This is a genomic window from Streptomyces sp. NPDC102441 (genome assembly GCF_044765585.1).
Lineage (GTDB): Bacteria > Actinomycetota > Actinomycetes > Streptomycetales > Streptomycetaceae > Streptomyces.
In genome coordinates, this window is sequence record NZ_JBIWKH010000014.1 from 200,985 (window position 1) to 220,759 (window position 19,775).

A 19,775-nucleotide genomic window follows, 5' to 3' on the forward strand; every position below is an offset into this window, starting at 1 on the left:
GCGCGGGGCGGGTTCACTCCCGTCCCGCGCCTCCTGGGGTGCGCGACCGCCGGTGCCGGGCGGCTTGAGTGCCTGTCAGGCCCAGAGCTGGCCGTGGAGGGTCTCGATGGCTGCTTCTGTCGTGGTGGCGGTGTAGACGCCGGTCGAGAGGTACTTCCATCCGCCGTCCGCGACGACGAAGGCGATGTCCGCGGACTGGCCCGCCTTGACGGCCTTGCGTCCGACGCCGATGGCGGCGTGGAGTGCGGCGCCGGTGGAGACGCCGGCGAAGATGCCCTCCTGCTGGAGGAGCTCCCGGGTGCGGGTGACGGCGTCGGCGGATCCGACGGAGAAGCGGGTGGTGAGTACGGAGGCGTCGTAGAGCTCGGGGACGAAGCCCTCGTCGAGGTTGCGCAGCCCGTAGACGAGGTCGTCGTAGCGCGGTTCGGCGGCGACGATGCTGACGTCGGGCTTGTTCTCCCGGAGGTAGCGGCCGACGCCCATAAGGGTGCCGGTGGTGCCGAGGCCTGCCACGAAGTGCGTGATGGACGGGAGGTCGGTGAGGATCTCCGGGCCGGTGGTGGCGTAGTGGGCGCCCGCGTTGTCCGGGTTGCCGTACTGGTAGAGCATGACCCAGTCGGGGTGCTCGGCGGAGAGCTCCTTGGCCACGCGTACGGCGGTGTTGGAGCCGCCAGCGGCGGGGGACGAGATGATCTCGGCGCCCCACATGGTGAGCAGGTCGCGCCGCTCCTGCGAGGTGTTCTCCGGCATGACGCAGACGATGCGGTAGCCCTTGAGCCTGGCCGCCATGGCGAGCGAGATACCGGTGTTGCCGCTGGTGGGCTCGAGGATGGTGCAGCCGGGTGTGAGGCGGCCGTCCTTCTCCGCCTGCTCGACCATGTGGAGCGCGGGGCGGTCCTTGATCGAGCCGGTGGGGTTGCGGTCCTCGAGCTTGGCCCAGATACGGACGTCCTCGGACGGGGACAGCCGCGGGAGGCGGACCAGGGGCGTGTTGCCCACGGCCGCCAGCGGGGAGTCGTACCGCATCAGCGCATGCCGCCGGCGACGGCCGGGAGGATGGTGATGCTGTCGCCGTCGGCGAGCTTGGTGGAGATGCCGTCGAGGAAGCGGACGTCCTCGTCGTTGAGGTAGACGTTCACGAAGCGGCGCAGCTGGTCGCCGTCGACGATGCGCTCACGGATGCCGTTGTGGCGGGTCTCCAGGTCGGCGAAGAGGTCGGCGAGGGTCTCCCCGCTGCCTTCGACCGCCTTGGCGCCGTCGGTGTAGGTGCGGAGGATGGTCGGGATGCGGACCTCGATGGCCATGGCGTGGGCTCCTGTCGAAAGCGGGGAGGTGGCGTGGGGCGCGCGTTTGTGCCCCCGCGGGGGTGGTGCGTACGTGATGCGCTCGGACCGCGGCTCAGGCCGTGCGGTTCACGGGCAGGCGACAGCCGGACAGATCGCGCTCGACAGCCTGCACAGGTCGACGTGCAGCCGCGCGACGAGCATCGTGCCCGGGGCCTTTTCGCTCACGTCATGGGGAACCATGCGCTCATCGTATCGATTCCCCACCCCGGGTCCGGAGTTTGATCCCACATGATGGATGGTGAGCGTTCGCCATATGGGACGGCGGCGGGGCCGGTGGAGCCGGGGCGGGCCCGGGGTGTGCCGCCGGACCCGGCCCGGGGCGTCAGGCGGCCGTGGGATAGGCCTCGACGACCTCGACGTCTTCCTCGGTGATCTCACCGTCCACGATGCGGTACGAGCGGAACTGGAAGGGGCCCGCGGCGTCGGAGTCCGCGGTGGAGACCAGGACGTAGTGGGCGCCCGGCTCGTTGGCGTATGTGACGTCGGTGCGGGAGGGGTAGGCCTCGGTCGCGGTGTGGGAGTGGTAGATGATCACCGGCTCCTCGTCGCGGTCGTCCATCTCGCGGTAGAGCTTCAGCAGGTCCGCGGAGTCGAACTCGTAGAACGTGGGTGAGCGCGCGGCGTTGAGCATGGGGATGAAGCGTTCGGCGCGGCCGGTCCCCGCCGGGCCGGCGACCACTCCGCACGCCTCGTCGGGGTGGTCCGCGCGGGAGTGGGCGACGATCTGGTCGAAGAGCGTCTGGGTGATGGTCAGCATGGCGCCCAGGATAGACATCCGGGCCCTCCCGTACCGAGGGGTGGTACGGGAGGGCCCGGATGCCGGACAGGACCGTTGGGGCGGCCGGTGTACCGAAGGCGTGGTCAGCGCTTGGTGAAGGCGGAGCCCTCGGGGTTGCGGGCCTTGAGCACCAGGTAGGAGACGCCGAGGATGAGGCCCCACACGGGTGCGCAGTACAGCGAGACCCTGGCGTCCTTGTCGATGGCCATCATGATGATGACGAGGCCGATGAAGGCGAGGGCGAACCAGCTGCTGAACGGCGCCCCGGGTGCCTTGAAGGTGGACTGGGGCAGTTCGCCTCGGTCGGCCTTGGCGCGGAAGCGGATCTGACAGATCAGGATCATGATCCAGGCCCACATGCCGGAGATGGTCGCGAAGGAGACGACGTAGTTGAACGCGTCACCGGGCCACTGGTAGTTGATCCAGACGCCGACGAGCATCAGCGCGGCGGAGAACGTGGTGCCGACCAGCGGGAGCCCGTTCTTCGTCAGCCTGGTGAAGGACCTGGGGCCCTGACCGTTGAGCGCGAGGTCGCGCAGCATGCGTCCGGTGGAGTACATGCCGGAGTTGCAGGAGGAGAGCGCGGCGGTGAGCACGACGAAGTTGACGATCGCGGCGCCGATGCCGAGGCCCATCTCCTCGAAGGCCTTGACGAACGGGGAGACGCCGGGCTTGAAGGTGTCCCACGGCACGACCGACAGGATCATGATCAGCGCGCCGACGTAGAAGACGGCGATGCGCCACGGCACGGTGTTGATGGCCTTGGGCAGGACGGTCTTCGGGTCCTTGGACTCGCCGGCGGTGACGCCCACGAGTTCGACGGCGAGGAAGGCGAACATGACGATCTGGAGCGTCATGAGCGTGCCGCTGATGCCGTTGGGGAAGAAGCCGCCGTCGTTCCAGAGGTTGGAGACGGTCGCGGTGTCGCCCGCGTCGGAGAAGCCGAGGGTGAGCACTCCGGCGCAGATGAGGATCATGCCGAGGATCGCGGTGACCTTGACCATCGAGAACCAGAACTCGAGCTCACCGAAGAGCTTCACCGAGATCAGGTTGGCACCGTACAGAATGACGGTGAACACCAGCGCCGACAGCCATTGCGGGATATCCCACCAGTACGTCATATAGGTGGCCGCGGCAGTGACTTCGGTGATTCCGGTGACGACCCAGAAGAGCCAGTACGTCCAGCCTGTGACGAATCCGAAGAAGGGGCCGAGGAATTCGCGTGCGTACTCCGAGAAGGAGCCCGACACCGGGCGGTACATGAGGAGTTCGCCCAAGGCCCGCATGATGAAGAAGATGACCAGACCCGCGATGGCGTACGCCAGGATGAGGCTGGGCCCCGCTCTGTCGATGGCTTTGCCCGCGCCGAGGAAGAGCCCCGTGCCGATGGCCCCGCCGATGGCGATCATCTGGATCTGGCGGGCTCCCAGGCCACGCTGGTAGCCCTCGCCCGCCGGGGCGTCCGCGGCCTCCCGGCCGTCCGGCTGCCCGTTGTCGACCTGCGCCGATGTCATGGTTGCGCCTTTCTCCACGCCGATCCGCGCCGTCGTCGGCGTCGGATCAGGTCCTGATCCCCCCGGATATGGATGGAGTGCCGCCGGCGTTCGGCCGGCCTGTAGCGCCCCCGGGGACAGGGGTGGCGTCCCCGGGCGGTCGTGCAGATTTATCACGGGTACCCGATGAGGCCACCGGACATTATGTGGCGCACGCCACAGGAAAAAGCGGACAAGGGTTTCCAGGCGCTGCAAAGAGAGCCGTCCGGGTGACAGGATCGTTATTCGGATTTGAGCATCCGTTGAGCGAACCCGGCGGGCCCGGCGATCCTGTCCGGCCGCAGCCTGGCATCAGTCGGGCATCAGCGTTTCCACGAGGGTTTCCTGGAGTGCGCCGAGCCAGAGATAAGCCATCACCATCGGCTTGCGCGGATCGCTGTCGGGGAGCCGGTAGAGCGATCCGTCCTGCCCCTCGTCCTCGTCGGACACCTCGAGGCGGGTGCCGATGGTGATCCGGAGGTCGTTGAGCGAGCCGAGCCAGTGGTGGCACTCGTCGGGGGTGAGGGCGAGCACGGCGCCGCTGTCCGCCACGGGCGAGAGCGCGTCGAGCGACCGTACGACGGCGAGGGCGTCGTCGCGCTTACGGGTGCGCAGGTCGTTCTCGGTGAAGCGGCGGAACTCGGCTGACGCCTCGCGCAGCTCCTTGTCCGCGTCGCCGTAGGCCTCGGGGAAGAGCCGGGCCAGGGCGGGGTCGGACGGCGGTTCGCTGGGGCCCTCGGCGAAGAGGGCGGCGAGCGGGTCCTCGCCCTCGGCGGGCTGATCGCCCGGGCCGATCAGTTCGAGCAGCTGAACGGCGAGGGAGCGCAGGATGGAGATCTCGACCTCGTCGAGCGCGACGGACGCGCCGCCGCCTGGGGTGGCCTGGAAATGGCCGGCCATGAATTCTCCGATGGTGGGTCGGGCGGAGGGGGCAGCGGTCGGGTCAGTTGCGGTCCTGGGTCAGCGTGGCCCAGAGCCCGTAGCCGTGCATGGCCTGGACGTCGCGCTCCATCTCCTCACGGCTGCCGCTGGAGACGACCGCGCGGCCCTTCTGGTGGACGTCCAGCATCAGCTTGTGCGCCTTGTCCTTCGAGTAGCCGAAATAGGCCTGGAAGACATACGTCACATAGCTCATGAGGTTGACCGGGTCGTTGTGCACCAGCGTCACCCAGGGGACATCGGGCTCAGGGACGGCGAAGGTCTCCTCGGCCGATTCGGGACGTTCGATCTCTACGGGGGCAGCAACGCTCACCTACCCCATGCTGCCACCAGAGAGGGCCCCGCGCACAAACGGCGCCCCCATCTCGTCAGTTTGACGAATAGGGAGTAGCATCCCCGGCATGAACTCAGCGGACCTTGGGCGACGGGTCGGTGTGCCGTCGACCGCGCTCTTCACCGACCAGTACGAGCTCACGATGGTGCAGGCCGCACTGAAGGCGGGCACCGCGGACCGGCGCTCCGTCTTCGAGGCCTTCACCCGCCGCCTGCCCGAGGGCAGGCGTTACGGCGTGGTCGCGGGCACCGGGCGGGTGCTCGACGCGGTGGAGAACTTCCACTTCGACGACGAGATGCTCACCTTCCTCCGCGACCAGCACGTCGTGGACGACCGCACCGTCGACTGGCTGGCCGACTACCGCTTCAGCGGCGACATCTGGGGCTACCCGGAGGGCGAGGTGTACTTCCCGGGCTCGCCGCTCCTGCGGGTGGAGGGCTCCTTCGCCGAGTGCGTGCTGCTGGAGACCGTGATCCTGTCGATCCTCAACCACGACTCGGCGATCGCCGCGGCCGCGTCCCGGATGTCGGCCGCCGCGGGCGGCCGCAGGCTCATCGAGATGGGCGCGCGGCGCACGCACGAGCTGTCGGCGGTGGCGTCGGCCCGCGCCGCGTACATCGGCGGTTTCCACTCCACCTCGGACCTGGCGGCCGGCTTCCGCTACAACATCCCGACCGTCGGGACGAGCGCGCACGCCTTCACGCTCCTGCACGACAGCGAGCGGGACGCCTTCCGGGCCCAGGTGGACTCGCTGGGCCGGGGGACCTCGCTGCTCGTCGACACCTACGACGTGACCGAGGCCGTGCGTACGGCGGTCGAGGTCGCGGGGCCGGAGCTCGGGGCCGTACGGATCGACTCGGGCGACCTGCTGCTCGTCGCGCACCGGGTCCGGCAGCAGCTGGACGAGCTGGGCGCCACGGAGACGAAGATCGTGGTGACGTCCGACCTGGACGAGTACGCGATCGCCTCGCTGGCCGCCGCGCCCGTCGACACCTACGGGGTGGGCACGCAGCTGGTCACCGGGAGCGGGCACCCGACGTGTTCCATGGTCTACAAGCTGGTGGCGCGTGCGCGGTCAGCCGATCCGGCGGATCCGCTGCTGCCCGTGGTGAAGAAGTCGCTGGGCGCGAAGTCGTCGAGAGGTGGCCGCAAGTGGGCCGCACGCCGGCGGGACGAGGCGGGGGTCGCCGAGGCCGAGGTGATCGGCAGCGGTGAGGTCCCCGCGGAACTGGCGGACCGGCAGATGCTGGTGGAGCTGGTCAAGGGCGGCGAGGTGATCGGCCGGGAACCCCTGGAAGCCGCGCGGGAACGGCACGTCGCGGCCCGGGCGGGCCTCCCGATGTCGGCGATGCAGCTGTCCCGTGGGGAGCCGGTGCTGCCCACGGAGTACATGTGAGACCCGCAGGGTACGCGGGAGCCCATGGGGTACATGTCAGGCATGCCCGCCCATGGGTGTCCGGCCGCGGCACGGCCGGACCCGGTTCCTCCGGAACCGGCCCTGCCCGATCGGGCGTGTCGGGGAAGGAGAGCCGACGTGTGTGCCCCCTCCCGCGGGGTGCGCCGAGTCTCTAGGCTCGGTGACATCCCGACCGTCGCCGGTCCGCGGAAACGCCGGAACCCCACCGAAGGACAACCGTCATGCATCGCGCCTTGATCGTCGTCGACGTTCAGAACGACTTCTGCGAGGGCGGCAGCCTCGCGGTGGCGGGCGGCGCCGATGTCGCCGCCGCCATCACCGACCTGATCGGTGAGGCCCAGCCCGGCTACAGCCATGTCGTGGCCACCCGGGACCACCACATCGACCCCGGCGACCACTTCTCCGTGGCGCCCGACTTCGAACACTCCTGGCCGCCGCACTGCGTCGCCGGCACGGAGGGCGTGGGCTTTCACCCGAATTTCGCCCCCGCCGTGGCCTCCGGCGCGATCGACACCGTCTTCGACAAGGGGGCGTACGCCGCGGCGTACAGCGGCTTCGAGGGCGTCGACGAGAACGGCACAGGGCTCGCCGAGTGGCTGCGGGACCGTTCCGTGACCACGGTCGACGTCGTCGGCATCGCCACGGACCACTGCGTGCGGGCCACCGCCCTGGACGCCGCCCGCGAGGGCTTCGTCACGCACGTCCTGCTGGACCTGACCGCCGGCGTGGCCGAGAAAACCACGGAGCGGGCCCTGGAGGAGCTGCGGACCGCAGGCGTGGAGCTGACCGGCAAGCCGGTCGTCTGACGCCCCTGGCGGCGCTCAGGCCGCCGGGCGGGCGGGCCCCGCGTATCCGGAGGACCCCAGCAGCGCCCGTATCGGGTGCCAGAGCTCCTGGCCGGTCTGCGGCGCCGTACGCCAGAGCAGCCCGTCCGGGTGGTGCAGGACCGCAGTGACCTCGTCCGGGGTGGGCGGCTGGGCGTTGCCCCTGAGATAGACGGCACGCAGCCCGAGGTTGCGCAGCCTGGTCAGGGCGCGCGCCCGGTTCACCGCGTGCACCAGCACCCGCACGGGCTCCCCGGGGCCTGATCCGCCGACCGGCCCGTTCAGGGTCAGTGCCACCACCACAGTGCCGTTGGGCAACCTGCAGAATCCTCCGCCTGCCATGCTTCGCGCTCCCCCGTAAGACTTCGTGTCAATAAGGATCGGTAGGACGCACCTAAACACGACCGGCCGCCGCCCCGCTAGGGGGCGACGGCCGGTCACGCTTTGACCAGGCTTTTTTCGGACTACTTGCCCGAGGGGCCGACCTTCAGGGTCATCGTCGAGCCGCTGAGCGGCTCGTTCACGATGGTGATCCGGGTGTTGGTGTCAGTAACCTTGACACTTCCTGTCGGGTTTTCCTCGTACCAGTAGGTGCCCTTGCGGTCGTCGAAGACCGGGACGCCCAGCGACGGCTTGATCTTCAGCGCCACGTCCGCGTTGTGCAGCGTGAAGCCCTTGTTCGGGTACCAGCTGAACGGCGCGTCGAAGGGCTGGATCTTGTTGCGCAGGAGCGTGCCGTCCGTCCACTTCAGCGGCTTGGCGTGGGAGTCCACCGGAAGGATCAGACCCTGGCCGGGGTGGACCGAGGTGTTGTTGTCCTTCTGGGAGGTGTCCCAGAGCCACATCATCAGACCGTTCTGGTACGCGTAGTGCTCGACCCAGTCGGGGCGGGTGGTGGTGAAGCCGAAGTTGTACGGGCCGACCTCGAGGGTCTTGTCGTACGAGACGTACTGGCGGTTCTCGGCGATGTAGTACTGCGGGTAGTCGTTGGTGAACGACTCCCCGATCCGCGAGAAGCCCTTGGACGTCCAGCCGTTGTCGTCGCCCTCGGCGTCGTCCGTGAAGAGGGCGGAGCCGTCGGCGGTGACCGTGATGGCGTCGGCCGTGAAGCCCTTGCCGCCCGCGCCGCCGTCCGTCTGGTAGCGGAAGCGGAGGTCGATCTTCTTGCCCGCGTAGGCGTCCAGCGGGAACGAGAGCTTCTTGTACGCGCCGGAGACGTCCGTCAGGGCCGGCTTGTCACTGGCGTCGCGCGGGATGGCCTTGCCGTCTGCCGTGCCGTCGAGCGCGGTCCAGCTGGTGCCGCCGTTCTCGGACACCTCGGTGTAGAGGTAGTCGTAGTCGGCCTCGATGTCGTACCAGCCGGACAGGTCCAGCGACGCGGCCGACTTCCCGGTGAGGTCGACGGAGCGGGTCAGGGTGTTCGACAGGTCGTCACCCGCGTCGCTCCACCACTGCTTGGAGCCCTCCGCGGGCTTCGTGACCGTGGTGGTGACGGCCTTCTCGGGCAGCTCGACGACGAGCGCCTGCTTGTCCTTGGTGTTGTACTCCGAGACCCCCAGCTTGTGGGTCGACTTCGTGGCGGCCTCGGCCGTGTCGTAGTCGAGCCAGCCGAGCTGGAGCTTGTCCCAGGCGGTCATGTCGCCCGGGAGGTTGCCTATCTCGCCCTTGCCTGTGCCGAGCCAGGAGCCCGCCGACATCAGGGACCAGAAGCCGACCGAGTTCTCGCCGCCGCCGGAGGTGTCGTACAGGTCCGGGAGGCCGAGGTCGTGGGCGTACTCGTGGGCGAAGACGCCCAGGCCGCCGTTCTCGGGCTGCGCGGTGTAGTCGCCCACCCAGATGCCCGTGTCGCCGATCTCGGCGCCACCGGCCTTGTTGCCCTCGGGGCCCGTCGCGCCGGCGTTGGTGCCGTACGCGTACCAGCGGTGCGCCCAGATCGCGTCGGTGCCCTCGGTGCCGCCGCCGGCGGACTCGTCCTCGCCGGCGTGGACCAGCTGGAAGTGGTCGATGTAGCCGTCGGGCTCGTTGAAGTCGCCGTCGCCGTCGAAGTCGTAGCGGTCCCACTCGTCGTACTGCGCGAGGTCGGCCTTGATCTCGTCCAGGGTGCGGCCCTTGGCCTTCTGGTCGTCGACCCAGGCGGTGACGCCGTCGCGGACGGTGTCCCAGACGTTGGCGCAGTTGGTCGAGCCGCAGTAGTTGGAACCGTAACGGGCCTCGTTGTACGGGACCTTGACCCAGTCCGAGACCTCGCCGTCCACGGAGTAACGCCCCGAGGACGTCTTCTCGTAGTACGTCTTCAGCGATTCCTTGCCCTTGCCCTCACCGAAGTAGAGGTCCTGGAAGTGGGCCTGGTTGTAATCGGCCTGCCAGGCGGTGCTGTTGTCCTTCGCCGGGTCGGGCTCGGATATCTCGTTGTGCTGCGGGCCAGGTGTGCCGCCGTACTTCTTGACGGGCGGCTCCGGGCCGTCGCCGTCGGGGTCGAACATCGTGGTGTCGTCGACCTGGTCGCCGAACTCCACGAGGATGGTGAAGATCTTGTCGGTCTTCTCGCGGCCGAGCTCGACGTACTTGCTCCTGCCGAGCTTGACGACCTTGGAACCGCCCTTGGCGGTCATCTTCTTGTCGCCGGACAGGACCTGTTCCAGCGCGGCCTGACGCCGATCGTCCTGCTCCTTGCTGAAGGGCCCTTCCAGGTCGTGCTCCTGCGCCTTGGCCGGCGCGGGATCGCGGCGGTCCACGATTGCAGCGCCCGAGCCTGACGTCCTGTCGTCCGCCTGCGCCGTGGCGAAGGCGGATGCCGTCGCGGCGGTGGCGGCCAGGCACACGGCTACGGCGGTGGCGCGTAGCGCCCGTCTCTGAGTGGTCACTTGATGCAGTCCTCCCCGGCGTTCGCGTCCGCGGCCAGGGGGTGAGTGCGGGCCGCGCGCGTTCAACGCGTCACAAGTGACGACATTCGATCGGAGTTATGAGAGAAAAGACAGATCTTGACTTGGACATACCAAGTGCACTATGTGGGAGCCGTTTCCCGGTATCCGGACGCGAATCCAGGACGGCCGGCCCGCCGACCCGGCGCGTCGAAGACCCGTACCCGACGAGAGCGTGACTCAGTGCGCCCCCCGTGCACCAGTACCGGGGGTTAGGTCACGCTTACTACCCGTTCCTCACGGGCATCCACCGTCGTAGAGTCGATTGACAGTGCGAACGTGTTGAGAGACTTCCCTATCCGACGCCCCGAGGACGGATACCGCCATGCCGCGTCCGACTGCCGCACAGTTCTCCTACGGTTCGGCCACCGTCGTCTTCTCCGCCCTCGCCCTGCTGTTGCTCTTCCGCACGGAATCGGGCATCGGTGTCGCCGCGGTCTCCACCGTGGCGCTGGCGCTCGGCCTGCTCGTGGCCGTGGCCCTGCCGCCGCGCACGACGGCCGCCCGGCGGACGGCAGCACCGTCCACCGCCGCCCGTACCCACCGCACGATCGAGGACATCGAGATCGCCACCGCCCGACGGGAGCACATCGGCGAGCACTCGCTGCACCGCTAGGGTCTTTCGTTTGGATCATGCTGGATCAGGGAGCGGGGTCTGGTGCCGTACATCGCAAGGCGGAGGAAGGCGACAGGGCGGAGCCCTGGCAACTGACGACAACGCCGCGAGGTGCGGCACCAGGGCACGCGAGCCCAGCATGATCCAAACGAGAGGCCCTAAGTCCCTACGCGCTGACGACCACGGTCTTGCCCGCCTTGTCCTGCAGACCCTGCCGGTAGGGCTTGTCCGTGAACATCAGCACGATGTTGATGAGCCACCACAGGCAGGGGCAGCACAGCAGCGCGGGGAGCCAGAGCACGACGGCCCGCATCAGCGAGGAGCTCGTGTCGGGGACCGAGCCGTCGTTGAGCATCGCGACGCGCATCTTCAGCAGCCGCTTGCCGGGCGTCCGGCCGTCCTTGTGGGTGAAGTACGTGTCGTACGCGACGTAGACCACCAGGCCGATCAGCGACCAGACCAGCTGATGCCCGGAGTAGGTGTTGCCGATGGCGTTGCCGAAGTCGTCGTTGCCGTCGTCCGACGAGACGTCGACCGCACCGCCGAAGGGCAGCGAGATCAAATACAGCGGGATCGAGATGATGAGGAAGTCGATCAGCCGCGCCAGGATCCGCTTGCCGGGTTCGGCGAGCGGCGGCATGCCCGCCAGCGGATCCGCTCCGCCGTAGGGGCCGCCGCCGTACGGGTCGCGCGGCGGCGGGGGCGGCCCGCTGTCGTAGGGCGAACCGCTCGGCGGAGGCCCCTGCGGCGGGCGCTTCGAGAAGGGGTCGTCCTCGGGCGGCGGCGGAGGCGGTGGTTCGTTACTCATGGGGGCAGTGCACCCCGGCCCGCGAAGGCCCGCAACGGCTGAGGTCCCTTCGGGGGACGGGGCGTCAGCACACGGGCGTACGGACCGCTTCCGCTTCTCCGCCTAGCTCTTCAAGGCGTAGAAGGCCATCGGGGAATTCGGTTCGAAGCCGATGCGTGGGTACACGGGCGCTCCGGCTGCGGTCGCGTGCAGCGTCGCACGGGTCAGGCCGGTGGCCCGCCCTCCCTCGTACAGTGCCTTGCGCGTCACCGCTTCGCCGTAGCCGTTGCGCTCCCACGCCGGGGCCGTGGCGACGAGCACGACGAAGAGGCGGCCGGCCACCTCCACCGTCGCCGCGCACGTCACCGGCACGCCGTCCCGCACGCCCAGGTAGGCGTGAACCCGCCCCTTCCACAGCGCGGAGCCGACGAGGCCGTCGCGGCCGTCCTCCAGGGGGAAGCCGTAGGCCTGGGAGTTCAGGTCGGCGTAGGCCCGCAGGTGTTCGTCCGTCGTCACCCGTACGAACGTCAGGTCGAGGTGGGCCGGCTCAGGAAGGGGCAGCAGGTCTCCGGCCATGCCGGTGCCGGGGAAGGCGTGTTCGAGGCCCGCCTGTCCGGCCTCCGTCGCGAGTGCCTCGCGCGCCTCTCCGGTGAGGAGGTCTTCGAAGACCCACAGGAACCCCGGTCTCCTCTTGGCGCGCATGATCTCCGCCGCCTGGCCCAGCCGCTGCCGCACGAGCTCGGGTTCGGCGCCGACGTCGGTCAGGGTGACGCAGTTCCAGAAGGCGAACCGGGAGTCGGCCCACCGCACGGCGATGCCCGGAAGGTCGCGCACATCTGCGGCGGCGTCCCGGTCGAGCACCAGGTCACGCCAGCCCACGACGAGCTGCTCCATCGACTCGATCGCATCCGCGAGATCCTTCACCAGGGCTCCTGAGAGGCGTAGAACGAAGAAGGAACCGAACGAGCGGAACCCGGGACTCCCCGGGGAGCTCGCTCAGCCCGCGACGAAGGTGCGGGCCGCCTTGTCGTGCCAGCACTGTCGCCACGGACGGTCGATCAGGCACCAGAGCACGTTGACCACCCCGACCACGATCAGGCCCAGCACCCCGTACACCAGCCAGCGGCGCAGGGCGGCGCCCATGGCCGGCGTGTCGTGGGACTCGATGTCCCGTACCTCCAGGCCGCACAGCTTCTTGCCCAGGGTGCGGCCCCACTTGGCGGTGGGCACGGCTTCCAGGACGCAGCCGAGGACCAGGAAGACGGCGAGCACCCCGCCGAACAGCGCGGCCGTGGTGGAGTCCAGGAGCCAGACGGTGACCGTCTCACCGGACAGCTTCGCCGCTTCGATCTTCTGGTCGATGTGGTCCGTCGCCTGGGTGACCAGCGGGAAGCCGGCCGCCCCTACGAGCACGCCGAGGACGATCGTGTCGATGACCCGGGCGGCCAGCCGCTTGCCGAGCCCTGCCGGCCTGGCCGAGGTCTGGGACCGGGCCATCTGCTGGAACGGATCATCGACCGGGGGCTTCCAGGGCACCACGGGCTGCTGCTGCTCGGACCTGCCGCCCTGCTGCTGCCCGGGCATCGGGATCTGCTGCTGCGGCTGCTGCGGGCGGCCCGCCTGCCCCGGCTGGGCGAGCTGGTGGACCTGCTGCGCCCAGGACGCGGACCCGCCACCGGGGCCCGGGGTCAGAGGCGTGTGCAGCCCCGCCGCCTGCGCCTGCGGCGGGGTGGGCGACGGATTGGGAGCGGGCGGCTGCGCCGTGCCGCCCGGCGGTACGGCACGGATCGCCATCGTGCCGTCGGCGGGGGCCGGGCCCTCGTCACGGGGGCGCGGGGCCCGGCCGCCGGGGCCCACCGCGCGGATCGTGACCGTGCCGTCGGTCGGCGGGCGGCGGCCGGCGTCGCCGCCGCCGCCACTGCCGGGCCGGTCGACGCGGATGGCGACGGTGCCGTCGGTCACCTCGTCGTTGCCGTCACGCATGCCGGGCAGGGCACGGCGCGTCGGGTCCTGGGTGCCGGGCTGCCTGGGGTCGACGGGCGCGCGGTCGGCGGGCGCGCCCTCCGGCGGGGCGGAGGCGGCGGGCGACGTCGCGGACGGCGTCCCCGCTTCAGGCGTCCCCGCTTCGGGCGTGTGCGACTCAGGCGTGTGCGACTCAGGCGTGTGCGACTCAGGCGTGTGCGCCTCGGGCGTGTGCGCCTCAGGCGTACGCGGATCCGGGCCGCCCCACGAGACGCGGTGGTCGCGTTCGCCGCCGAAGCCGGTCTGCCGGGAGGTGTCCGCCTGCCAGGCCGGTGCCGGCCTGGGCCGGCCCGGGGTCACGTCCACCTCGCCGATGCCTGCGCCGGTGTCCCCACCGGCCGCGTCGGGGGCGTCGACCTCGTCGAGGTACATGGGTCCGGTCTCGTCCACCGGGGCCGGCCGCTGCGGGGCCGCGTCGGCCGCCGGGGCGGGCGGCGTCGCCGGAATCGTCTCGCCCTGCTCGGGCGCGGGCCGGCTGGTACCAGGGACCCACGAAGCGCCGTTCCAGTACCGGAGGTATCCGGGAATGGACGGGTCGGGGTAGTACCCCTCGCGGGGGCTTTCGTCACCGGGTGCCGGGGTTGGGGCGCTCATCACCGTGGTCCCGTATCTCTTCGAGGCCTCAGGCCGGCCGTCGGGGGGGGGTGGCCGACCTCAATACAAGGGTCCACATCTATCAGACCACCGAGCACCCCCGGGCCGGTCCTGCCGTTTGGACCACTTTCAGGGTCCAGGGAAGTTTTTCTGGGAAGTCGCGTCATAGACGTCCGGGAGGGCGCTCTCTCCTTGTGCGGACCGGTCACGGGACCGGCCCCTACGAGCATCGGAAGGTCGTGCACCCTCATGCAGAACGCCGTGGAACGCGAACTGGAAGTGAAGCTGGTCCTGTCCCCCGAGCGGTCGGTGCCCGTACCCGCCCGGCTGTCCTACTTCACCGACGACCCGTACGCCGTGCACATCACCTTCCACATCGGATCCGAGTCGCCCGTGCACTGGACGTTCGCCCGCGAGCTGCTGGTGGAGGGCGTGTTCAGGCCGTGCGGGCACGGGGACGTACGGATCTGGCCGACCAGGGTCGAGGACCGCGGCGTCATCTGCGTCGCGCTCACCTCACCCGACGGCAACGCCCTTCTGGAGGTGCCGTCGGCGGCCGTGGCCGCGTGGGTGGAACGCACCCTGCGGGTGGTGCCGCCGGGGACCGAGACCACACTGCTCGGACTGGACGGGGCCCTCGCCGAGCTGCTGGCCCCGCTGCCCGCCGACGACCTGTGGCTGAGCGATCCCTGGACCCAGGACGATCCGCAGGACGGAGAAGCCTGAGCGGCGGTGTGCGCGGCCGTCAGAACAGCTTGCCGGGGTTGAGCAGTCCGAGCGGGTCGAAGGCGGCCTTGACGCCGCGCTGCAACTCGACCCCCACCTCGCCGAGTTCGCGGGCGAGCCACTCCTTCTTCAGTATGCCCACCCCGTGTTCGCCGGTGATGGTGCCGCCCAGTTCGAGGCCCAGCGCCATGATCTCGTCGAAGGATTCACGGGCCCTGCGGGACTCGTCGGCGTCGGTGTGGTCGAAGCAGACGACGGGGTGGGTGTTGCCGTCGCCCGCGTGGGCGCACACACCGATGGTGAGCCCGAACTTCTCGGCGATGGCAGCCGTTCCCTCGATCATCGCTCCCAGCTGGGAGCGCGGCACGCACACGTCGTCGATCATCGTGGCGGACTTGACGGTCTCCAGCGCGGGGAGGGACAGCCGACGGGCCTTGAGCAGGAGTTCGGACTCGGCCGCGTCGTCGGCGGGCACGACCTCGGTCGCCCCGGCCGCCGTGCACAGCTCCCCGACTGCGGCGAGGTCGGCCGTCGGGTCGGGCGTGTCGAAGGCGCAGAGCAGCAGCGCCTCAGTGGTCTCGGGGAGGCCCATGGAGGCCATCGCGTTGACGGCGCGCACCGTCGTACGGTCCATCAGTTCGAGGAGTGACGGCGTGTGCCCTCGCTCCATGATCCGACACACCGCGTCGCAGGCAGCGGCGGCGGACGCGAACTCGGCGGCGAGCACGAGCTGCCGCGGTGGCTGGGGCCGCAGGGCGAGGATTGCCTTGACGACGATGCCGAGGCTGCCCTCCGAACCGACGAAGAGCCGGGTGAGGTCGTACCCGGCGACGCCCTTCGCGGTGCGCCGCCCGGTGTTCAGCAGCCGCCCGTCGGCGAGGACGACCTCCAGTCCGAGGACGTATTCGGCGGTGACGCCGTACTTCACGCAGCACAGCCCGCCGGACGCGGTCCCGATGTTGCCGCCGATCGTGCACATCTCCCAGCTCGACGGGTCCGGCGGGTAGTACAGCCCGTGTTCGTTGACGGCCCGGGACAGCGTGGCGTTGACGACGCCCGGCTCGACGACCGCGATCCGGTCGACCGGGCTGATCTCAAGGATCCGGTCCATCTTCACCAGGGAGAGCACGATGCAGCCGTCGGAGGCGTTGGCCGCGCCCGACAGTCCGGTCCTCGCGCCCTGGGGGACGACGGGGATCCGCAGGGCCGTGGCGGTCCTCATGACGTGCTGGACCTCCTCGACCGTGCGCGGGAGCACCACGACGGCGGGGGCGCCCGCGTCGCAGAAGCTCGCCATGTCGTGGGCGTACGAGGCGGTGACGTCCGGGTCCGTGATCAGTGCCTCGGCGGGAAGACCCGCGCGCAGTCGTTCGACGAGAGCGTCCATGATCCAAGCGTGGCACCCGGGGCCAATGGTGTGAACCCGTCTGCGTCAGACTTCGCGGAGCGCGATGCGATCTTCGTACTGACGCAGAGTGATGGTCATGGATGCCAAGCCGCAGCAGAACCCGGAGCCGCCCCCCTCCACCCTGCCGCCCCAGGGTGCGACGTCCGTCCCACCGCCTCCCGCGCCGATGCGCACCACGCTGCGCAGGGCCGCGTTCGGCGCGATCGCCGGCGCCGTGCTGGTGACCGGTGCGGTGATCGTCGTACCGGACGACGCGGAGGATGCCGCGCCCCCGGTGCCGGGGCCCGTGGCGCGGGCCGAGGCCGCGGCGGCGGCCGGTTCCCCCGCTTCCCTGTCGGACCTGACGGCCCTGATCGGCGACCGGCAGAAGTGGGTGGAGACCCATCCCTCGGACGCACCGTCCTGGGCGGTGCTCGGTACGGCGTACGTGGAGTGGGGACGGCGGTCCGCGGACGCGGCGTACTACACCCGGGCCGAGCAGGCGCTCCAGCGTTCGCTGGCCGCACAGCCGGGTGAACGCGGCAACGTGGAGGCCTGGGTGGGGCTCGGGGCGCTCGCCAACGCACGGAACGACTTCCTCGCCGCGAAGAAGTGGGGCGAGACGGTCCGCACACGGCAGCCGAAGGACTGGACGGTGTACCCGGTGCTGATCGACGCGTACAACGGCCTCGGCGACTACGCGGCGGCGGGCAAGGCGACGGAGAAGTTCGGCACCCTGCGCAAGGGCGCCCCCGCCCTGGCCAGGACGTCCGACATGTACCGCAACCAGGGCTGGCGCGAGGACGCCCTGGCCACCGCCCAGGAGGCGGCGGACCACGCGGCCGCCCCGGCCGGGAAGGCGGCGGCCCTGCACCGCCTCGGGGACCTCGCCGGGGAGCGCGGGGAGCCGGCGGAGGCCCTCGCGCAGTACGACGCGGCCCTGCGCACCGACCGCGGCGACCTCTCCTCCCTCGCGGGCCGGGCCCGCGCCCTGGCCGCGCTGGACCGCACGGACGAGGCACTGGCGGACTACCGCACGGTGACGACGAAGCTGCCCCGCCCCGAGTACGTACTCGAACTGGCCGAGCTGTACGAGTCACTGGGCCTGGACGGTGACGCCCGTACCCAGTACGCGACCCTCCGCGACCTCCTCACGCGGGCCAGAACGGCGGGGGTCAACGAGTCCCTGACCGAGGCCCGCTTCGAGGCCGACCACGGCGACCCGGAGGCGGCGGTGGAGCTGATGCGCACCGAGTGGGCGGCGCAGCGCCGCAGCGCGGCGGTGTCGGACACCCTGGCCTGGTCGCTGCACCGGGCGGGCCGGAGCGAGGAGGGCGTGCAGTACGCGGAGCGGGCGGTGGAGACGGGTGTACGCGACGCCTCGTACGCCTATCACCTGGGGGTGATCGAGAGTTCGCTCGGCCAGGACGGCCCGGCCCGCGGTCACCTGGAGGACGCCCTGCGCACGGACCCTGGCTTCTCACCACTGGCCGCTCCCCTCGCGCAGGAGGCGCTGGACGCCTTGGGCGAGCCGGCGGCGGGCGGCCCCGCGGCCGTGCAGCCTCAGGCGCCCTCCGCCGTTCCGGAGCCCACTCAGGAACCCACTCAGGAGCCCGCGAAGAAGCCGGAGAAGGGGGCCGGGAAGGAGCCCGCGCCGGAGACCGGGAAGCCGTCGGCGCCGGAGCCCGCACCGTCGGCTCCGCGGGCCGAGCCCGGTGCGGCGACGGCGGCCCCGTAGACCACATGCGGAAGGGGCCCTTCTCCCGGCCGGCCGCCGGGAGAAGGGCCCCTTCGCGCGGTGGCTACAGGTTGCCGCGCTTCTCCTGCTCGCGCTCGATCGCCTCGAACAGCGCCTTGAAGTTGCCCTTGCCGAAGCCCATCGAGCCGTGCCGCTCGATCATCTCGAAGAAGACCGTCGGACGGTCCTGGACCGGCTTGGTGAAGATCTGCAGCAGGTAGCCGTCCTCGTCGCGGTCGACCAGGATCTTCAGCTCGCGCAGGGTCTCCACGGGCACACGGGTCTCGCCCGCCCACTCCCCCAGGGTGTCGTAGTACGAGTCCGGGGTGTCCAGGAACCGCACGCCGGCCGCCCGCATCGCCTTCACGGACGCGACGATGTCGTTCGTGGCGAGCGCGATGTGCTGGACGCCCGCGCCGCCGTAGAACTCCAGGTACTCGTCGATCTGCGACTTCTTCTTCGCGATCGCCGGCTCGTTGATGGGGAACTTGACCTTCAGCGTGCCGTCGGCGACGACCTTCGACATCAGGGCGGAGTACTCGGTGGCGATGTCGTCGCCGACGAACTCCTTCATGTTGGTGAAGCCCATGACCTTGTTGTAGAAGGTCACCCACTCGTTCATCCGGCCGAGCTCGACGTTGCCGACGCAGTGGTCGATGGCCTGGAAGGTCCTCTTCGCGGCCGGCTCCACGATCGGGTCCGCGGCCGTGTAGCCGGGGAGGTACGGCCCGTCGTAGCCGCCGCGCTCGACCAGCGTGTGGCGGGTCTTCCCGTACGTGGCGATGGCGGCCAGAACGACCGTGCCGTGCTCGTCCTTGACCTCGTGCGGCTCGGTGATGCCCCGCGCGCCGTGCTCGACGGCGTACGCGTAGGCCGCGCGGGCGTCGGGGACCTCGATGGCGAGGTCGACCACACCGTCGCCATGGGCGTGCACGTGGTCGGCGAGGAAGGTGCCCCATTCGGTGGACGCCTTGATGACGGAGGTGAGGACGAAGCGGGCCGAGCCGTTGGTCAGGACGTAGCTCGCGGTCTCGCGGCTGCCGTTCTCCGGGCCGGAGTAGGCGACGAGCTTCATGCCGAAGGCGGTCGAGTAGTAGTGCGCCGCCTGCTTGGCGTTGCCCACAGCGAAGACCACCGCGTCCATTCCCTTGACCGGGAAGGGATCGGCCTGCCGGGCGGTGTCGGGCGTGGTGTGCACAGTCTCAGTCATGTCCGAAGGTTCCCGCCGCTCCGCAAGGTGCGCAACAGTTCGCGGATCCACTGGTCAATCCGTACACCCTGAGGCCAGGATGGGCGGGCTGTCCGTACAGGCTGACCATCGGGAGGCGGATCATGGCGATCGATCGACTGGACGGCCGGCTCATCGTGCTGCTGGCCCGTGAGCCCCGGATCGGTGTGCTGGAGGCGTCGCGGCGGCTCGGGGTGGCGCGCGGGACGGTGCAGGCGCGGCTGGACCGGCTTCAGTCCAATGGCGTCATCCGCGGCTTCGGCCCCGACGTTGATCCGGCGGCCCTCGGCTACCCCGTCACCGCGTTCGCCACGCTGGAGATCAAGCAGGGCCAAGGCTCCGACGTACGAGCGCATTTGAGCAGCGTGCCCGAGGTCCTGGAACTGCACACGACGACCGGCCACGGGGACATGCTCTGCCGGCTCGTCGCCCGCTCGAACGCCGACCTCCAGCGGGTGATCGACCTGGTCCTCGGCTTTGATGGCATCGTCCGGGCCTCCACGGCGATCGTCATGGAAAATCCGGTGCCCCTGCGTATTATCCCGCTGATTGAGCAGGCTGCACAGGACACCGACTGAGCCGAGGG

20 protein-coding genes are annotated in these 19,775 nt (G+C 70.1%); 6 read left to right on the forward strand and 14 right to left on the reverse strand.

All coding sequences use genetic code 11. The annotated features are described in order from the left end of the window. Positions 1-75: 75 nt before the first annotated feature. The 7 genes from ACIREO_RS29000 to clpS all read right to left on the reverse strand — a co-directional run bounded on the left by ACIREO_RS29000 (position 76) and on the right by clpS (position 4,908). Positions 76-1,026, reverse strand: a complete 951-nt coding sequence (locus ACIREO_RS29000) for a PLP-dependent cysteine synthase family protein (RefSeq protein WP_404115449.1) — start codon at positions 1,024-1,026, stop codon at positions 76-78. Then, on the reverse strand, positions 1,026-1,304 hold the full coding sequence (locus ACIREO_RS29005; protein ID WP_404115451.1) for a MoaD/ThiS family protein: 279 nt from the start codon (positions 1,302-1,304) through the stop codon (positions 1,026-1,028). The genes ACIREO_RS29000 and ACIREO_RS29005 overlap by 1 nt, the downstream gene beginning before the upstream one ends. A 108-nt stretch (positions 1,305-1,412) precedes the next feature. Then, positions 1,413-1,526, reverse strand: coding sequence for a putative leader peptide (locus ACIREO_RS29010; RefSeq protein ID WP_404115453.1), 114 nt, complete (start codon positions 1,524-1,526; stop codon positions 1,413-1,415). 142 nt (positions 1,527-1,668) lie between these two features. Next, positions 1,669-2,103, reverse strand: coding sequence for a Mov34/MPN/PAD-1 family protein (locus tag ACIREO_RS29015; protein WP_404115455.1), 435 nt, complete (start codon positions 2,101-2,103; stop codon positions 1,669-1,671). Positions 2,104-2,207: 104 nt separating this feature from the next. Beyond that, the gene (locus ACIREO_RS29020; RefSeq protein ID WP_404115457.1) at positions 2,208-3,638 is read right to left on the reverse strand and encodes an amino acid permease; all 1,431 of its coding nucleotides are present in this window, start codon (positions 3,636-3,638) and stop codon (positions 2,208-2,210) included. Between the two features lie 330 nt (positions 3,639-3,968). After that, positions 3,969-4,556 (reverse strand): DUF2017 domain-containing protein, encoded by a 588-nt coding sequence (locus ACIREO_RS29025; RefSeq protein ID WP_404115459.1) that lies wholly within the window; start codon positions 4,554-4,556, stop codon positions 3,969-3,971. A gap of 43 nt (positions 4,557-4,599) precedes the next feature. Next, positions 4,600-4,908 carry an ATP-dependent Clp protease adapter ClpS gene (gene clpS, locus ACIREO_RS29030; RefSeq protein WP_031100168.1) on the reverse strand — a complete coding sequence of 103 codons (309 nt, stop codon included), beginning with the start codon at positions 4,906-4,908 and terminating at the stop codon, positions 4,600-4,602. Between the two features lie 88 nt (positions 4,909-4,996). Between clpS and ACIREO_RS29035 the strand changes: the two genes are divergently transcribed. Next, positions 4,997-6,325, forward strand: a complete 1,329-nt coding sequence (locus ACIREO_RS29035) for a nicotinate phosphoribosyltransferase (RefSeq protein ID WP_404115461.1) — start codon at positions 4,997-4,999, stop codon at positions 6,323-6,325. A 242-nt stretch (positions 6,326-6,567) separates the two neighbouring features. Beyond that, complete coding sequence (locus tag ACIREO_RS29040; protein ID WP_404115463.1) at positions 6,568-7,152, forward strand: isochorismatase family protein; 585 nt, start codon at positions 6,568-6,570, stop codon at positions 7,150-7,152. Between the two features lie 15 nt (positions 7,153-7,167). On the opposite strand, the gene ACIREO_RS29045 is transcribed toward ACIREO_RS29040, so the two are convergent. Both ACIREO_RS29045 and ACIREO_RS29050 read right to left on the reverse strand, forming a co-directional pair. Further along, positions 7,168-7,512, reverse strand: a complete 345-nt coding sequence (locus ACIREO_RS29045) for a hypothetical protein (protein WP_404115465.1) — start codon at positions 7,510-7,512, stop codon at positions 7,168-7,170. 122 nt (positions 7,513-7,634) lie between these two features. Beyond that, on the reverse strand, positions 7,635-10,034 hold the full coding sequence (locus ACIREO_RS29050) for an immune inhibitor A domain-containing protein (protein WP_404115467.1): 2,400 nt from the start codon (positions 10,032-10,034) through the stop codon (positions 7,635-7,637). A gap of 382 nt (positions 10,035-10,416) precedes the next feature. Here ACIREO_RS29050 and ACIREO_RS29055 point away from each other — a divergent pair, with 382 nt between their 5' ends. Next, positions 10,417-10,707, forward strand: a complete 291-nt coding sequence (locus ACIREO_RS29055; RefSeq protein ID WP_404115469.1) for a hypothetical protein — start codon at positions 10,417-10,419, stop codon at positions 10,705-10,707. Between the two features lie 166 nt (positions 10,708-10,873). On the opposite strand, the gene ACIREO_RS29060 is transcribed toward ACIREO_RS29055, so the two are convergent. The 3 genes from ACIREO_RS29060 to ACIREO_RS29070 form a co-directional block, all read right to left on the reverse strand. Next, complete coding sequence (locus tag ACIREO_RS29060; RefSeq protein WP_404115471.1) at positions 10,874-11,515, reverse strand: RDD family protein; 642 nt, start codon at positions 11,513-11,515, stop codon at positions 10,874-10,876. 102 nt (positions 11,516-11,617) lie between these two features. After that, a complete protein-coding gene (locus tag ACIREO_RS29065) occupies positions 11,618-12,418 on the reverse strand; it encodes a GNAT family N-acetyltransferase (RefSeq protein ID WP_404115473.1) in 801 nt (266 codons plus the stop codon). Positions 12,419-12,490: 72 nt separating this feature from the next. Beyond that, positions 12,491-14,110: an RDD family protein gene (locus ACIREO_RS29070; RefSeq protein ID WP_404115475.1), complete on the reverse strand. Its 1,620-nt coding sequence runs from the start codon at positions 14,108-14,110 to the stop codon at positions 12,491-12,493. A 249-nt stretch (positions 14,111-14,359) separates the two neighbouring features. Here ACIREO_RS29070 and ACIREO_RS29075 point away from each other — a divergent pair, with 249 nt between their 5' ends. Then, complete coding sequence (locus tag ACIREO_RS29075) at positions 14,360-14,836, forward strand: SsgA family sporulation/cell division regulator (RefSeq protein ID WP_404115477.1); 477 nt, start codon at positions 14,360-14,362, stop codon at positions 14,834-14,836. A gap of 19 nt (positions 14,837-14,855) precedes the next feature. Here ACIREO_RS29075 and ACIREO_RS29080 read toward each other — a convergent pair whose 3' ends face one another. Continuing rightward, positions 14,856-16,223, reverse strand: a complete 1,368-nt coding sequence (locus ACIREO_RS29080) for an FAD-binding oxidoreductase (protein ID WP_404115479.1) — start codon at positions 16,221-16,223, stop codon at positions 14,856-14,858. Between the two features lie 97 nt (positions 16,224-16,320). Here ACIREO_RS29080 and ACIREO_RS29085 point away from each other — a divergent pair, with 97 nt between their 5' ends. After that, complete coding sequence (locus ACIREO_RS29085; RefSeq protein ID WP_404115481.1) at positions 16,321-17,961, forward strand: hypothetical protein; 1,641 nt, start codon at positions 16,321-16,323, stop codon at positions 17,959-17,961. Positions 17,962-18,025: 64 nt separating this feature from the next. Here the strand turns inward: ACIREO_RS29085 and hppD are convergent, their stop codons facing one another. Further along, the gene (hppD, locus tag ACIREO_RS29090; RefSeq protein ID WP_404115483.1) at positions 18,026-19,171 is read right to left on the reverse strand and encodes a 4-hydroxyphenylpyruvate dioxygenase; all 1,146 of its coding nucleotides are present in this window, start codon (positions 19,169-19,171) and stop codon (positions 18,026-18,028) included. Between the two features lie 122 nt (positions 19,172-19,293). Between hppD and ACIREO_RS29095 the strand changes: the two genes are divergently transcribed. Beyond that, the gene (locus ACIREO_RS29095) at positions 19,294-19,767 is read left to right on the forward strand and encodes an Lrp/AsnC family transcriptional regulator (RefSeq protein WP_404115485.1); all 474 of its coding nucleotides are present in this window, start codon (positions 19,294-19,296) and stop codon (positions 19,765-19,767) included. The last annotated feature ends 8 nt before the right edge of the window (positions 19,768-19,775 follow it).